The organism is Aequorivita sinensis, from assembly GCF_006346335.1.
In the GTDB taxonomy this organism is placed as follows: Bacteria; Bacteroidota; Bacteroidia; order Flavobacteriales; family Flavobacteriaceae; genus Aequorivita; species Aequorivita sinensis.
This window is the reverse complement of record NZ_VDMC01000001.1, coordinates 600,914-617,867: the sequence shown is the minus strand read 5'-3', so window position 1 is coordinate 617,867 and position 16,954 is coordinate 600,914. Positions and strand designations below refer to the sequence as shown.

Annotated in this window: 12 protein-coding genes; 10 read left to right on the top strand and 2 right to left on the bottom strand. The window is 35.2% G+C overall.

Annotation, left to right across the window (positions count from 1 at the left end; translation table 11 throughout):
- The first annotated feature begins 288 nt into the window (after positions 1-288).
- Both FHP04_RS02775 and FHP04_RS02770 read left to right on the top strand, forming a co-directional pair.
- Entirely contained in the window at positions 289-918 is a 630-nt protein-coding gene (locus tag FHP04_RS02775) for a hypothetical protein (protein ID WP_139854309.1), read from the top strand.
- Positions 919-1,041: 123 nt separating this feature from the next.
- On the top strand, positions 1,042-1,404 hold the full coding sequence (locus tag FHP04_RS02770; protein ID WP_139854307.1) for a YraN family protein: 363 nt from the start codon (positions 1,042-1,044) through the stop codon (positions 1,402-1,404).
- Positions 1,405-1,461: 57 nt separating this feature from the next.
- On the opposite strand, the gene FHP04_RS02765 is transcribed toward FHP04_RS02770, so the two are convergent.
- Entirely contained in the window at positions 1,462-2,790 is a 1,329-nt protein-coding gene (locus FHP04_RS02765; RefSeq protein WP_139854305.1) for a TlpA family protein disulfide reductase, read from the bottom strand.
- A 143-nt stretch (positions 2,791-2,933) separates the two neighbouring features.
- On the opposite strand from FHP04_RS02765, the gene epsC reads away from it, so the two are divergent.
- Together epsC and cysM are read left to right on the top strand one after the other, a co-directional pair.
- Positions 2,934-3,722, top strand: a complete 789-nt coding sequence (epsC, locus tag FHP04_RS02760) for a serine O-acetyltransferase EpsC (RefSeq protein WP_139854302.1) — start codon at positions 2,934-2,936, stop codon at positions 3,720-3,722.
- Positions 3,715-4,599 (top strand): cysteine synthase CysM, encoded by an 885-nt coding sequence (gene cysM / locus FHP04_RS02755; protein WP_139854300.1) that lies wholly within the window; start codon positions 3,715-3,717, stop codon positions 4,597-4,599. Before epsC ends, cysM begins: the two co-directional genes overlap by 8 nt.
- Before the next feature lie 55 nt (positions 4,600-4,654).
- On the opposite strand, the gene mfd is transcribed toward cysM, so the two are convergent.
- Entirely contained in the window at positions 4,655-8,032 is a 3,378-nt protein-coding gene (gene mfd, locus FHP04_RS02750) for a transcription-repair coupling factor (protein WP_139854299.1), read from the bottom strand.
- A gap of 168 nt (positions 8,033-8,200) precedes the next feature.
- On the opposite strand from mfd, the gene FHP04_RS02745 reads away from it, so the two are divergent.
- From FHP04_RS02745 to rpsB, 6 genes are all read left to right on the top strand, one after another.
- Positions 8,201-9,553, top strand: coding sequence for a dihydrolipoyl dehydrogenase family protein (locus FHP04_RS02745; protein ID WP_139854298.1), 1,353 nt, complete (start codon positions 8,201-8,203; stop codon positions 9,551-9,553).
- An 89-nt stretch (positions 9,554-9,642) separates the two neighbouring features.
- Positions 9,643-10,737, top strand: coding sequence for a hypothetical protein (locus FHP04_RS02740; protein ID WP_139854297.1), 1,095 nt, complete (start codon positions 9,643-9,645; stop codon positions 10,735-10,737).
- Positions 10,738-10,887: 150 nt separating this feature from the next.
- Complete coding sequence (locus tag FHP04_RS02735) at positions 10,888-14,340, top strand: pyruvate carboxylase (RefSeq protein WP_139854296.1); 3,453 nt, start codon at positions 10,888-10,890, stop codon at positions 14,338-14,340.
- Positions 14,341-14,938: 598 nt separating this feature from the next.
- Positions 14,939-15,394 (top strand): 50S ribosomal protein L13, encoded by a 456-nt coding sequence (gene rplM, locus FHP04_RS02730; RefSeq protein WP_139854295.1) that lies wholly within the window; start codon positions 14,939-14,941, stop codon positions 15,392-15,394.
- Entirely contained in the window at positions 15,394-15,780 is a 387-nt protein-coding gene (gene rpsI, locus FHP04_RS02725) for a 30S ribosomal protein S9 (protein ID WP_139854294.1), read from the top strand. The genes rplM and rpsI overlap by 1 nt, the downstream gene beginning before the upstream one ends.
- Positions 15,781-16,031: 251 nt before the next feature.
- Positions 16,032-16,913, top strand: coding sequence for a 30S ribosomal protein S2 (gene rpsB / locus FHP04_RS02720; RefSeq protein WP_139854293.1), 882 nt, complete (start codon positions 16,032-16,034; stop codon positions 16,911-16,913).
- The last annotated feature ends 41 nt before the right edge of the window (positions 16,914-16,954 follow it).

The window sequence follows — 16,954 nt, the reverse complement described above, 5'->3', positions numbered from 1 at the left end:
TTAATCTTAAAAAAATGAGATACTTGAGTTTGTGAATATTAATTTAAAGACACTTACACTATGTTAATTGGTATTCAAATTCAATTGCAGATTTTCTTATTTGGTCAGATTCTAACTCATAAGCGTCTTACACTCATTAAAACCCCCCAAACCGCATAAACCTTTGACATTCTGTTGAATAGTTTTGTATTTTTAAAACAACTTAAAAATCCATAGTGTTTTATATGCTATGAAAATATTTTTTTAAGTGTTTGATCCATACATTACTAACCAATATAGAAAACAGTTATGAAAACTAAATTATTATTTCTAGCTACGCTATTATGTTTACTTTTGGCTACACCACTATATTCACAAATAACCAAGAGAACGAAAACAAAAGATGCTACAAACCAGAAAACTACCACTCCTTCTAATAAAAAATTAGCAGATACTAATCAAATTATGGTGGTTAATCCTGATAACAGAAAAATAGTTCCAAAACGGCAACGAGTGATACACGGCCGCATCGATCCTATTACCGGAGAACAGATTCCTCCAACTAAAAAAGGACCACCAAGTAAAGAGTTTGCTATTATCTTTCCTCATATCTCACAACAATATCCAAATTCCAACTTTTATGTTTTAGGAGAGAGTGTATCGGGAAACACTGAAGGACATATGCCCGAAGTAAAACTTTACGGCGAAGGTCCAGCAGGACGTACAGTAGAAGTAAAGATGTTTAGGGTTGATCAAAACAATAGATTGATTCAAGATTGGACTCCGATTCGCGAAAAAATAAATCCAGAGGGATTTTGGGGAGCGAGTATACCTTGGGGTACATATGAGGATGAAGGAAAAAGCGTGAAACTCAAATTATTAGTTAGGAATTCCGCAAATAAATCAGATATAATAACATTGTTTGTAGGCAGAGAATAGTTGTGGGCTAATTTGCAGAATAAAAACAAATAGCTGAGGTTAAAAAAATCATCTTTTAAATTGCTAAATGAAATTTTAAAAGTTGAAACTTGAATTTTAATTTTTCAGTAATTTTAGCGTATTATGGCCAATCACAATGAACTCGGAAAAATAGGGGAAGAAATAGCCGCTCAATACTTAATAAAAAACGGCTACAAAATTCTACGTCGTAATTTCTTTTTTGACAAAGCTGAAATTGACATTATCGCCCAAAAAGAAGAAGATACCGTTGTAATTGTTGAGGTTAAAACTAGAAATAGCGACTTTTTTGGCGACCCTCAGAGTTTTGTTACTCCGGGAAAGATTAAAAACTTGGTGAAAGCTGCAAACGAATATATAATTTCAAATGAACTCGATGTTGAAGTTCGTTTTGATATTATTGCCATATTAAAAAATCAAAAAACCGAAAGTTTAGAGCACTTCGAAAATGCTTTCTATCATTTTTAATGCCTAGAAAACTTGCCTACTTTCAAGTTGTAAAAACCATGAAACTCATACATTACCTTACTGTTTCTTGTAGGCTTCTAAAGTATCAATGATACCAAATAAAGTATTTTGACCTTGAGGCTTTCCGATAATCTTTTTATCCTTATCCAAAACGAAATAAGTAGGAGTTCCTGTCACATTATAATCTAAAGTAATAGCTGCGCGGTCCTCATCCTTTCTCAATACGTGGATAAAATTACTGAGCTGCTCTGTCGTTTGCTTCCAAGGTTCATCCTCCATTTCTAATCCAACAGCTATTACTTTAATTTTATTACTATTTATAGTATTCATCTTTTCATTCAAAATAGGCATTTGTTCCATACAATGAGGGCAGTCTGAGCTCCAGAAAGCCAGGACATAATATTCAGCCACGTCTGTGGAATAAAGTGTGTTTTCGTTATCGTTTTCATCCTCCCAACTAAAGTTTGGGACTTTAGCTCCAACGGAAAGGTTTTTAAATAAGTCTAATTTTTTAATTAGAACAGTATCATCATGTGAGGTGGCAAGGTCTGTCAAATAATTGTCGGCTAAATAATTGGCTGCGTTGTTTTTGTTTTTATCAACTAAAGATTGCCAAAACCCCGCTAACACTGTTTTTTGAAATTCAGAATCGCTGTTTTTAATTTCGAAATATATGTCATTTATAAGAGAGCGATAAAATGTAGAACCTTGAACTAAAGTGAATTCTTCGTAATATTTTTCAATAATTTTTAAAGGAAAAGAGGAGCTTTGTAGTTGCATATCCTCAAAGTCAAAATTGCTAAAGAAATTTGTTTTCTTCTCTCCGTAGTATAAGCTTCTATTTTTAAAATCATTTGGGATATAGGGCTTATTAGCCTTGACGAATAATGAAGCAAAAGAATTTTTTGATTCATTCTCAGCCCTATTTTGAATATCTATTTGTTTTCTAAGAAGCGTTTTAACGTCTGTGGTATTTGGACTTTCAGAAGTCAATTCCGAATTCAATGCATTTTCAATAGCATCTATTTCTTTCAAATACTCATTAAGGATTTTATTTTGAGAATCTGTGAATACTACACCAGTGGTTTCAGAAAAAGTAAATGACACCTCTTCATTTCCATCATATATAAAATCAAAATAGTTGTTTTCTTCTGGTAAATTATAAACCAATCGGTAACTTCCTTTTGAAAGTGAATCGAAATTCAATTTCAACTTTCCATCATTTCCAATTTTGGTGTCTTGTGCATAAATTTTACCTGTTGGCGTTAAGCGGTATAAAATAGCAAAATCAAAGTCTTCCTTTGGAGAAAATTCTCCTGTCATAGAATCTTGACAATAAAGAAAGAATGGACTTAAAAGAACTAGAAGTAATATTTTTTTGATCATGATAGTTAATTAATTTACAAAGCTATCAATCTTTTGATTGGAAAAATAATCTTTGCAAGTTAGTAGGTGGGGATTACTTTTTATTATTTCTGTAACTTTAGAAGATTAAACTCACTTTTTAATTTCAACATTAAAAATACAATATGAACGACGATATAATTCAAGCGATAGAAAAGCAAAAGGAAAACCCGAATTTAAAGTATCGATTAAAAGTTCGCACAGAAGTATTTACAGATCTTTTATTCTTAACACTCTTCGATTCAGAAACATCGGTTTCTAAAAACCTACAAATCTTGGAAGCAATGTTTGAGGAATTGTCTGACATTGCCTGTTGGAAGCCTGAAAAGCCTTGTAGAAAAATGTGGAGAAACTATGTTGAAAAGCTTCCTGAAATTTTAAAGAAATTAAACAAAGATGCTGAAGCATTTTTAAAAAATGATCCTGCGGCCAATTCTATTGAGGAAATTTATTTGTCGTACCCTGGATTTTACGCCATTGTAATACACAGGTTAAGCCACGAGTTTTATAAATTGAGAATGCCATTAATTCCAAGATTAATGAGCGAATATGCGCATCATATTACAGGAGCAGATATCAACCCTGGGGCTCAAATAGGTGAGTCGTTTTATCTAGATCACGCTACTGGGACCGTAATTGGAGAAACAACGATAATTAAAAATAATGTAAAAATTTACCAAGGCGTAACTTTGGGAGCGCTATCGGTAGCAAGAGACTTACGCAACATAAAACGTCATCCTACAGTTGAAGATAACGTAGTAATCTATGCTAACGCAACAATTTTGGGTGGTGAAACTGTAATTGGAGCCAATAGTATAATTGGAGGTAATGCTTGGGTCACCAAGTCTATTGCACCAAATTCACTAGTATCAAATATAAGTCAAGTAAGAGTTAAAACAGCAGAAAATGTATAAAAACATCATAGATTTTATAGGAAACACTCCACTGATAAAAGCAACCCGTTTGGTAAACAATCCAAACATTACTCTGCTTTTAAAATTAGAAGGACAAAATCCTGGTGGTAGCGTAAAAGATCGTGCCGCTTACAATATGATTAAGTCGGCATTAGATAGAGGGGAAATTGATAAAAACTCGAAACTAATTGAAGCTACTAGTGGTAATACAGGAATTGCTTTAGCGATGATTGCGGGGATATTTAAGTTGAGTATTGAACTTGTTATGCCTGAAAACTCTACCAAAGAGCGAGTTCAAACTATGCGTGCCTATGGAGCTAAAGTTACATTAACCTCAGCCGATATTGGAATTGAAGGCGCAAGAGATTATGCAGAAAGAAAGGTAGCAGAAGAAGGTTATTATTCTTTCAATCAATTTGCAAATGACGATAATTGGAAAGCCCATTATAAAACCACCGGTCCAGAGATTTGGAATGATACCGACGGTAATATAACGCATTTTGTTTCGGCAATGGGAACAACAGGTACAATTATGGGAGTTTCTACATTTCTAAAAGAAAAGAATAAAGACATTCAAATTATAGGTGCACAACCTACCGATGGAGCTAAAATTCCTGGAATTAGAAAGTGGCCAGAAGCTTATCTACCAAAAATATTTAATCCAAAAAAAGTTGATCAAGTTATTGAAGTTAGTGAAGAAGAAGCTACAAAAATGACGAAACGCTTAGCGGAAGAAGAAGGCGTTTTTGCCGGAATGAGTAGCGGCGGAAGTGTTGCAGCTGCCTTAAAACTAATTGAAACTATAGACAGCGGAGTTGTGGTAGCGATAATTTGCGACCGTGGAGATCGATATTTATCCTCTCCACTGTTTGATTAAACCTCAATTTAATTTCAAACCTAACTAGTTTTAAAAACCTGTTAGGTTTGAAATACTAATCTTTAAATAACTCCATTGCCTGAAGTGCTTTATTAACAGAAGTAATATTTTCAAAAGTTAAAAGCAATCGCAAGCCGTTGCGAGTTTGTTTCTCTTTCATAGTCACTTTTCGAGGATGGCTCTGAACGTACTGAAGCACTTTTGTAAAAGTTGGACTTTGATAAAAAGCACTTTGTTGGTTTGCAATAAAATACCCAACCATTTTATTGTTTTTAATAACCAATCGCTCTAAGCCCATAGAAATAGCTAGCCATTTCAACCTCACGCTGTTTAACAAGTCTTCAGCCTGTATTGGCAACTCTCCAAAACGATCAAGCAACTCCTTTTCAAATTTTTGAAGCTCATTCTCGTCTTTGAGCTCGTTTAACTTGGTGTAAAGATTTAGTCGTTCGGTAATATTATTTACATAATCATCAGGGAAAAGCAATTCAAAATCCGAATCGATTGTAATTTCCTTTACAAATTTCTTATTACTCAACGGAGCTGAAGAATCTTCGTAGAGATCTTTAAATTCTTTTTCTTTTAGTTCTTCAATGGCTTCAGATAGAATCTTTTGATACGTATCAAAACCAATTTCATTAATAAATCCACTTTGCTCACCTCCTAGTAAATCACCCGCACCGCGAATTTCTAAATCCTTCATCGCGATGTTTATTCCGCTTCCCAATTCTGAAAATTGCTCTAATGCAGTGATTCGTTTTCGTGCATCGTCAGTCATCGCAGAATAGTCTGGAGTAATAAAGTAACAGAATGCCTTTTTATTACTTCTACCCACTCGCCCACGCATTTGGTGTAGATCTGAAAGACCAAAATTATTAGCGTTGTTAATGAATATAGTGTTCGCGTTAGGCACGTCCAATCCACTTTCTATTATTGTGGTAGAAACCAATACATCAAATTCATTATTCATAAATCGAAGCATTAGGTCTTCTAGTTTCTTACCATCCATTTGCCCGTGACCAATACCTATTTTAGCATCAGGCACTAACCTTTGGATCATTCCAGCAACTTCTTTAATGTTTTCTATTCTGTTGTGAACAAAGAAAACTTGTCCGCCACGCGAAATTTCATATTGAACAGCATCGCGAATATTCTCCTCACTAAAGCGAATAACGTGCGTCTCTACTGGATAACGGTTTGGCGGGGGAGTAGTGATTACCGAAAGATCACGTGCAGCCATTAAACTAAACTGCAACGTACGCGGAATTGGCGTTGCCGTTAATGTTAGTGTATCTACATTTTCCTTTATAGTTTTCAGTTTATCTTTAACTGCAACTCCGAATTTCTGCTCTTCATCTATAATTAGCAGTCCCAAATCTTTAAATTCAACCGATTTATTTACTAACTGGTGTGTTCCAATTACGATATCTAAACGGCCATCTTTTAATCCTTCCAAAACTGCTTTCCTTTCTTTCGCAGTTCTAAATCTATTTAGGTAATCGACTTTCACTGGCATTTCGGAAAGTCTTTCAGAAAAAGTCTTAAAATGTTGAAAAGCCAAAATAGTTGTAGGCACTAAAACAGCAACTTGTTTTCCGTTATCTACCGCTTTAAATGCAGCTCGAATAGCTACTTCTGTTTTTCCAAAACCAACGTCACCACAAACCAATCGGTCCATCGGGCGTTCGTTTTCCATATCTTTTTTCACGTCTTCGGTAGCAGAACTCTGATCTGGAGTATCTTCATAAATAAATGAAGATTCCAACTCTGCCTGTAAGTAACTATCAGGATCATATGCAAACCCTTTAAGGGTGCGTCTTTTTGCGTAAAGCTCAATTAAATTAAAAGCAATTTCCTTAACTCGGGTTTTGGTTTTTTGCTTTAGCTTTTTCCAAGCATCGCTACCCAATTTATAAATTTTGGGCTCTTTACCATCTTTCCCGTTGTATTTTGAAATTTTGTGAAGACTATGAATACTCAGGTATAGAATATCGCGTTCGCCGTAAAAAAGCTTGATGGCTTCCTGCATTTTTCCTTCTACTTCAATCTTCTGTAAACCTCCAAATTTCCCTATCCCGTGATCGATATGAGTAACATAATCCCCCACTTCAAGGTTGTTTATTTCCTTTAACGTTATCGCTTGTTTCTTGGCGTAGCCATTCTTAAGTTGAAACTTATGATAACGTTCAAAAATTTGATGGTCGGTGTAGCAAACTATTTTCAGATCATCATCAATAAAACCTTGAAACAAAGGAAAAACAACTGTTTCAAATTGATTTACATTTTGCTCGGCATCCTCAAAAATGTCGTGAAAACGTTTTGCTTGCTGTTCGCTACTGCAAAAAATGTAGTTTTTATATCCGTTATCGGTGTTTTCATTCAGATTATCAATCAGCAAATTAAATTGCTTATTAAATGAAGGCTGTGGCTTGGTTGAAAATATTACCGAAGACACTTTCTCTAATCGATTAGCATCCTCTTTTAAATTTCTTCTTCCCTTTACGTTTAATGTAACAGTTGTAAACTCTGTAAGTTGCCCATTCAGCAATGTAGAATCGCAAAATAACTCTGAAGGCTTTGCTCGTTTTATTTCAGAATCGATTGCCTTAAAAGCTTCGGTTGCTTTTTTGAAAAGATTGTCTATTGCACTGCTAAAAAGTTCTTCATTTTTTAGAAAAACTACTGTTTTAGAAGCGATATATTTTAGAAAAGACTCTCGGTTTTCATCGATTATCTTGTTTTCAATATTTGGAATTATTGAAACTTTTTTTATTTGTTCTAATGAAAGCTGTGTTTCCACATCGAAGGTTCGAATACTATCTACATCATCACCAAAAAATTCAATTCGATATGGTTCATCATTACTAAAACTGAACACATCTAGAATTCCTCCGCGAACCGAAAACTCACCTGGTTCTGTAACAAAATCAGTGCGTTTAAAACGATATTCAAACAAGACTTCGTTTACAAAATCAATTGAAAGCTGATCGTTTACCGCTATTTTTAGGGTGTTTTGTTCTAATTCCTTTCGAGTAACAACTTTTTCAAAAAGTGCCTCGGGATAAGTGACGATAAATGCCGGTTTTTTTCGAGAATTAATTCGGTTTAAAACCTCACTTCTCAATAAAACATTAGCGTTATCCGTTTCTTCTATTTGATATGGCCGGCGATAACTTCCAGGATAAAAAAGTACATTTTTATCACCCAAAAGGTTTTCCAAATCGTTAAGGTGATAAGCGGCTTCCTCTTTATCATTCAAAATAAAAAGAAAAGGCAAATCGGTATTTTTAAAGGCTTGGGCCAAAACCATCGAAATGGAAGAACCAACAAGGCCTGATACTGAAATTGCTCGTTGCTTTTGGGATATAGCTTCTCCTAGTTTTTGCGTTTGCAAAGACTGAGAATACAGTGAAGTAGCGAATGTTTTGCTCATTGAACGGCAAATTTAATCCAAACCTATCAGGTTTTCAAAAGCTGACAGGTTTTAATTTCAACTTTATCATTTTAATAACATACATCCCTGAAATGAATCTGTATTTTTAGAATTAACTGAAACTACATCCAATAGGTTTAAATCCTTAGGTGTTTAAAAATTTAAGTAATGGCGTTTAAAGAATACGATGTTTTTGTAATAGGAACTGGCACGGCGGGTAAAACTGTAGCATACGATTGTGCTGCCGAAGGAATGAAAGTTGCAATCGCCGACAACCGTGAATTTGGCGGAACTTGCTCTCAAAGAGGATGCGACCCTAAAAAAGTTTTAGTTGGATTTACCGAAGCCATACAACTTTCAGAAAACTTGAAGGGTAAGGGCATTACATCTATTCCTAAAATTGATTGGAGAGATATACAAAAATTTAAATCGAAATTTACTGATGCTGTTCCTGCTGTGACTGAAAAAGAGTTAAAAAAAGCAGGAATTTCAATGTATCATCAATCGCCAAAATTTTTAGATGAAAACACACTATCGGTAGAAGGGAAAACTGTAAAGGCTAAAAAAATAGTTATCGCAACAGGACAAAAACCAATGGAACTAAAAATTCCCGGAAGAGATTATTTAAAAATTAGTGACGATTTTTTTGAGCTAGAGGAATTACCAGAAAACATGGTTTTTGTAGGCGCGGGATATATCGGGATGGAATTTGCGCACATTGCGGCTCGTTGTGGAGTAAAAGTTACCGTAATTGAATTTTCAGATAGACCTTTAGGTCCTTTTGAAGCCGATATTGTTGAACACCTCACAAAAGCTTCAGAAGAAATTGGAATTAAATTTATTTTTAATGCAAAGGTTACTGAAGTAGAGAAGCTTCAGAAAAACTATAGAGTTTCATTTGAGGTAAATAGTAAAGCTGAATCGGTAGATACTCGAATGGTCTTTAACACCGCCGGTCGCGTTCCTTCTATAGACGAATTAGATTTAGAAAAAGGAAATGTAGCATTTGAAAAGGGAGGAGTTTCAGTAAATGAATTTCTTCAAAACACAACTAATAAATCTGTTTATGCTTGCGGTGATGTTTCGGCAAGTGGGTCACTTCCGTTAACCCCAACATCTTCTCAGGAAGCTCGAGTTGTTTCTTTAAATATTAGAAATGGGAATAAGACTAAAATGGATTTCCCGCCTGTGCCTTCTGTGGTTTTTACAATTCCTCAGGTTGCCACTATTGGAATGACTGAAGACGAAGCAAAAGAAAAAGGCTATAACTATGTAGTAGAATACAAAAGCGTTCCTAAATGGTTTAATGCAAAACGTCTAAACGACAAAGTTTACGCCTATAAAACTATTGTAGATAAGGATAGAAACATCGTCCTTGGCGCCCACATAATTGCTGCCGGAGCTGGTGAAATGATTAATTTGTTTGTGTTGGCTATTTGTGGGAAACTCACCATTGAAAATATTAAAGCAATGATTTTTGCTTACCCTACTTGGGGGAATGATATTAAAGGGATGGTTTAAGGGAATAGAAATTAGAAGATGAAGATGAAGATGAAGAAATAATCCATAATTAAGAAAACCCTTATATTTAAAGAATATTTACCGCAATTATGCCAAGTCAAAATAAACTCATTTCAAAGAAGAAACCCACTTACCCTATTACTGATAGGTTTTTAAAGTATTTAACCCGTCACGGGAGAACCATTAAAATTCCTATTTACTACGACGATTTATTGCGATTTCAGGGGTCTGTTTCTGTATATGATAAAAATGGAAAAGACACGCTTTGGGTGAGAGTTTACTATTCTGAATTTGAAACAGAAGAAATAAATGAGAGCTTAAAAAAAGTATACTCCATTTTACATTCTGATGGTAATGAAACTATTTTACCTTTCTTAAATATTGATAGTGTAGATTACTGCACCTTTGGAAATTCAAAACCATTTCGTATAAAAGTTCGTAATATTCTTAACGATAATTACCTCTATATCTACATTAAAAAAGCAGATGCTTCCCGAATATACGGCTTAGAACTTGAGGATTTACTTTCACCTAACCACATTAACTTTTTGGTGAGAAAAAACACTTTAATAGAAGAGCATATTTCAGGAATTCCTGGTGACGAATTTATAAACAACCATTTGGATGAATGTTCTAAAAGAGACAAACTAGAGATAGCCAAAGAATTTGTAAAATTCAACGAACGCTGCTTTATACGTCTTCTTGGAGATATGCGATCATACAACTATGTAATGGTACTTACTCACGATTTTGACCGTATTCAATATAGAATTCGCGCCATAGATTTTGACCAACAATCTTATGAAGGAAATGCAAAGGTCTACAAACCTCAATTCCTAAAAGAAAATAATAAGTTAGTTGAAATGACAATGGAACTTCTTCAACAAACGTCAATAGACCAGTATATTAGTGAAGAAAGATCATTGCTGGCAAAACGAGCTACAAATGAGAAAAAAAGGTTGAAAGCTTTAATAAATTGCATGAAAGAAGATACTATTTCACCTCCCGAAAAGATTGAAGAGTTAAAAATGGATCTTTTTGAACTCACAGGTGATGTGAACTTTAAAAAAGCAATTAATATGGGGCAGGTATTGGAAAGCGCATTAGCCTTTGTAATTCGTAATTACAAAAATGTAAATCCATATATCATAAGAAGAAAAAGACAGCAGCGTCCTCAGCCTTAGAACAAAACACAGTTGTTCTAGCTCATTTTAACACTAATTCATCCTATTTAAGGCTTTGAATTTTTGATAAATCTTTTGTTTTATTTTCATATTAAAGCATAGCCTTGTTTATCTTTATAGCCTTACATATATCCTTATAAAATACAATCCATGAAGATAAAGAAAGTTTTGGTGGCTAACCGTGGTGAAATAGCCATTCGAGTATTGAGAGCCTGTTCAGAAATTAATTTGCAAACAGTTTCTATCTATACTTTTGAAGACCGCTATTCACAACATCGCTATAAGGCGGATGAATCTTATCAAATAGGTGAAAACGACCAGCCTTTAAAACCCTACTTAGACGGAAATGCAATTATTGAACTTGCAAAGTCTAAGAATGTAGATGCCATTCACCCCGGATATGGATTTTTATCTGAAAACTCTGAATTTGCTCGAAACTGTGCCAAAAATGGAATTATCTTCATAGGTCCAGATCCAAAAGCTATGGACGCCTTAGGAGATAAAATTACTGCCAAAAAAATTGCAGAAAAATGCGGGGTACCTATTATTAAAAGTAATGAAAACGAATTATCTTCTTTGAAAATTGCCATTTCCGAAGCAAAAAAAGTAGGTTATCCTATTATGTTGAAAGCTGCCTCTGGTGGTGGTGGACGTGGAATGAGAATCATTCGCACTGAAGACGATTTAAAAAACAATTTCGATTCTGCAAAAAGCGAATCGCTTAATGCTTTTGGCGACGACACTATGTTTCTCGAGAAATACGTTGAAGACCCTAAGCATTTAGAAGTTCAAATAGTAGCCGATAACCACGGAAATATTCGCCATTTATACGAGCGAGATTGCTCTGTACAAAGACGTCACCAAAAAGTTGTTGAAGTTGCTCCCTCTTTTAATGTTTCCCAGAACGTAAAGGATGCACTTTATAAATACGCAATTAAAATTGCAGAGGAAGTAAATTACAATAACGTAGGTACCGTTGAATTTTTGGTTGATAAAGATGACAACGTTTTCTTTATTGAAGTGAATCCACGAATTCAAGTAGAGCACACAGTTACCGAAATGGTAACAGGAATAGACCTTATAAAAACTCAAATTTTTATTGCGGGAGGCTATAAATTAAGTGATAAACAGATTAAAATTTACGGGCAAGATTCACTTGCAACATATGGCTTTGCTATGCAGTGCCGTATTACAACCGAAGATCCCGAAAATAATTTCACCCCCGATTACGGAACTATCACTACCTATCGCAGTGCTGGCGGAATGGGAATCCGTCTAGATGCTGGTAGTATCTATCAATCTTATAGCGTAAGTCCTTTTTTCGACTCTATGCTTGTAAAGGTTTCTGCCCACGGACGAACATTGGACGGAGCAGTGCGTAAAATGTCACGCGCACTTAGAGAATTTAGAATACGCGGTGTAAAAACTAATATTCATTTTCTTCAAAATGTAATACACAACGATACTTTTAAAGAAGGTAGAGCTACGGTGAATTTTATTGCCAACACCCCTTCTCTATTCGAAATAAAACTTCCACAAGATCGTACTTCTAAAATTGTAAATTATTTGGGAGAAGTAATTGTAAACGGAAACCCAGATGTAAAGACCATCGATAAAAACAAGGTTTTTAGAACACCTAAAGTTCCAAAATTTGATAGAAGCCAAGAATTTCCAAAAGGCACAAAAGATATGCTCACGGAAATGGGACCCGAAAAATTCTGTGCTTGGCTAAAAGAAGAAAAAAAGATTCAATATACAGATACAACAATTCGCGACGCGCATCAATCATTACTCGCTACTAGGATGCGTAGTTATGACATGCTGAAAGTAGCTGAAAGTTTTGCAAAAAATCACTCAAATACATTTAGTATTGAGATGTGGGGAGGTGCAACCTTTGATGTTTGCCTTAGATTTTTACATGAAAGCCCTTGGACGAGATTACGCGAACTTCGTAAATTGATGCCAAACATACTTTTCCAAATGCTACTTCGAGGCTCTAATGGAGTTGGTTACAAGGCATATCCTGATAATTTAATTGAAAAATTTATTGAAACCTCTTGGGAAAACGGAATTGATATTTTTAGAATTTTCGACTCATTAAACTGGGTGAAAGCAATGGAGCCAAGTATTAACTATGTTCGAAACAAAACTGGCGGGATTGCCCAAGCTGCTATTAGCTATACAGGTGATATTCTTAACCCAAATGAAACCAAATACACCCTAAAATATTATACGCAACTTGCAAAAGACTTAGAAAATGCCGGGGCGCATATGATTGCGATTAAAGATATGGCTGGTCTTTTAAAACCTTATGCCGCTGCAGAACTGGTGGCTGCTTTGAAAGATACGGTTAAAATTCCGTTGCACCTGCACACTCACGATACTTCATCAATACAATCTGCTACCTACCTAAAAGCTATTGAAGCGGGAGTTGATGTTGTAGATGTGGCTTTAGGCGGACTTTCGGGGCTTACCTCTCAGCCAAACTTCAACGCTATTGTTGAGATGATGCGCAATCAACCGCGAGAAAACAAATTTGATATCACCAAACTAAACGAGTTTTCTAATTATTGGGAAGATGTTCGCGAAATGTATTACCCTTTCGAATCTGGTTTAAAAGCAGGAACAGCGGAGGTTTACCAACACGAAATTCCAGGAGGACAGTATTCAAATTTACGTCCGCAGTCGGAAGCACTTGGCTTAGGCGATCGTTTTGATGAAGTGAAAAAGATGTACGAGCAGGTAAATGGTATGTTTGGAAATTTAGTAAAAGTAACGCCAAGCTCCAAAGTAGTTGGAGATATGGCTATTTTTATGGTTACAAACAACCTTACTCCAGAAGATGTTATGCAGCGCGGAGAAGACATTTCCTTCCCAGAATCTGTAATAAACTTCTTTAAAGGGGATCTTGGACAGCCAATTGGAGGTTTCCCAAAAGAACTTCAGAAGATAATTTTGAAAAACAACGTGGCTTATACCGACAGACCAAACGCACATTTAGAGCCAATAGATTTTGATGCAGAATTCAAGATTTTCCGTAAGAAATTTCAACAAGGCTTTACAAGACAAATTGAGTTTGAAGATTTCCTTTCCTATAGTTTATATCCACGTGTTTTTGAAGACGCACACGAAAAGTATAAGCAATATGGCAATGTTGCTATTCTTGCTACTGAAAATTTCTTCTACGGAATGAAACTTCGCGAAGAGGCTATTATTGAATTAGAGCCAGGGAAGTCTATAATCGTTAAATTGCTTTCGGTAGGAATACCTAATGAAGATGGAGTACGTATAGTTTTCTTTTCGGTAAATGGGGAAAACAGATTTATTCAAATTAGAGATAAATCTATTAAGGTAGAAAAAGAAGTTCATGTAAAAGCCGACACTCAAGATCCAAATCAGTACGGAGCACCTTTACAAGGAAGCTTATATAAGGTATTGGTAAAAAAGGGACAAAAAGTAAAGAAAAACGATCACCTCTTTATTATTGAAGCTATGAAAATGGAATCTACAATCACAGCAAATAAAGATGGAAAAGTGAAGTCTATCACCCTTAAGCCTGGAACTATGGTGATGAAGGACGATTTAATTGTAACACTTGAATGAGGGGGAAATTATAATCGAAACTGAAATCGAAACTGAAATTGAAATCGAAATTGAAGTTGAACTGATACAAGAATAACGAGCAATTCAATTTTAATTGGTAAGGTGTGCTAGCTTTGTGCTGAGATAAGAATGAGAAATCCTTGTAGGTCTCAACGAAATTGAATTCAAAATCGAAACTAAAATTGAAGTTGAAGTTGAACTGATATAAGAATAAAGAGCAATGAAATTTTAATTGGTAAGATCTACAAAGTTTTGTACTGAGGGAAGCTTGAGCGTTCCTTGTAGGTCTCAACGAAATTGAAATCGAAACTGAAACTGAAATCGAAGTTGAAGTTGAACTGATATAAGAACATCAAGCAATTCAATTTCAATTGGTAAGATTTATATGGTGAAGCCGGGTTCTTGCAGGTTTAATTTACAATTGAAAATTACCTAAATAATTATCCTTTTAAATTAAACTTATCTTTTCCGAAGAAAAATTAATCGCCACCCCATTGCTTTTCAAATAAATAACACTACATTTGCACCCCTCTTAGGCAAAATACGTTTTGTTTTAAGATGAGGAAACAATGAATTATTAACGATTGACAAAAAACTAATGGATACATTAAGTTACAAAACAGTATCTGCTAACAAGAATACCGTTGTAAAAGAATGGTTGCTAGTAGATGCGGACGGGCAAACATTGGGTCGTCTTGCAAGCGAAGTTGCTAAATTACTTCGCGGTAAGCACAAACCAAGTTTCACCCCTCACGTAGATTGCGGTGACAACGTAATTATTATTAACGCTAGTAACATCAACCTTACTGGTAACAAATGGGCCGACAAGACCTACATTCGCCACACAGGCTATCCTGGTGGACAACGTAGCTTAACTGCTGCCGAAATGTACAAAAAAGACCCTACAAGGCTTGTTGAAAAAGCTGTAAAAGGAATGCTTCCAAAAAATAAATTGGGCGCAGATTTGTTCAGAAACCTTAAAGTGTATGCAGATGCAAATCACGGACAGGATGCACAAAAACCTCGAACTATTAACTTTAACGACAACAAGTAATGGAGACAATTCACAAAATAGGCAGAAGAAAAACCGCTGTTGCACGTGTGTACCTTAAAGAAGGAAAAGGAAACATTACTATCAACAAGCGTGAGTTGGATAAATACTTTACTACTGGAACGCTTCAGTATAAAGTTAAACAACCTTTAGTACTTACAGACAACGAAAACACTTTCGATATCAACGTAAATGTATTTGGTGGTGGAATTACAGGACAAGCAGAAGCTATTCGTCTTGCTATTTCTCGCGCAATGTGTACGTTAAACGACGAAAACCGTGGAATCTTAAAACCAGAAGGTTTATTAACAAGAGACCCAAGAATGGTAGAGCGTAAGAAATTCGGACAGAAGAAAGCTCGTAAGAAATTCCAATTCTCGAAACGTTAATATTTCGACAAAGCTTCTACTGAGCGTTGCCGAACTACTCAGCAACCTTAGTATTGAGCGTATGTTGACAAAATTATTACTCAACTCGATTGGGTATCTCAAATGGGATACCCAATTAAAGTTGAAAAGTTCATAATCATTATTAATTATTAAAGCTGTTAACCCGAAAACCGGGTGTTAGTTTAGCATCTAAACCAAATTCATATTTAGAAGAGGTTGCTATCCTTTCACAGAACGTAAACTAAAACAAAATGGCAAAAAAAGTAGAAGTAAAAGACTTACTTGAAGCTGGTGTACACTTTGGACACCTTACCCGCAAATGGAACCCAAATATGGCGCCGTATATCTATATGGAACGCAACGGGATTCACATTATCAACCTTTACAAAACTGCTGCAAAAATTGAAGAAGCTAGTGAAGCTCTTAAGAAAATCGCAGCTAGTGGTCGCAAAATCCTTTTTGTAGCTACTAAAAAACAAGCAAAAGACATCGTTGCTGAAAAAGCAAAAGCGGCAAACATGCCTTACATCACAGAAAGATGGCCAGGTGGTATGCTTACAAACTTTGTAACTATCCGTAAGGCTGTTAAAAAAATGTCTTCTATCGATAGAATGAAGCAAGATGGTACTTTCAACACACTTTCTAAGAAAGAGCGTTTGGCAGTAGATCGTCTTCGTGCTAAATTAGAGAAAAACTTAGGTTCTATTTCTGATATGAGCCGTCTTCCTGCAGCACTTTTTGTTGTAGATACAACTCGTGAGCACATTGCAGTTGCTGAAGCTTTAAAATTAAACATTCCTATTTTCGCAATGGTGGATACTAACAGTGACCCTCGCGTTATTGATTACGTAATCCCATCAAACGATGATGCTTCAAAATCTATTGAAAGCATTATGAGTTTTGTTTCTGAAGCTATCATTGAAGGACTTTCTGAAAGAAAATCTGGAAAAGAAGATGACGAAGAAGGAATGGCTAAAAAAGCAAAATCTTCTAAAGATTCTAAACCTGCTAAAAAAGCAAAAGTAGAAGTTGAAGTTCCTTCAACAGACGAAGAAGACGTAAAAGCAATGAAAGAGGCTAAGCAGCCTGTACGTCAGAAATCGAAAAAAGAAGTTCTAAACGAAGAAGAATAATAACAATATTTTAAAATTTAAAAGTCGTTTGGTTCTTTTCT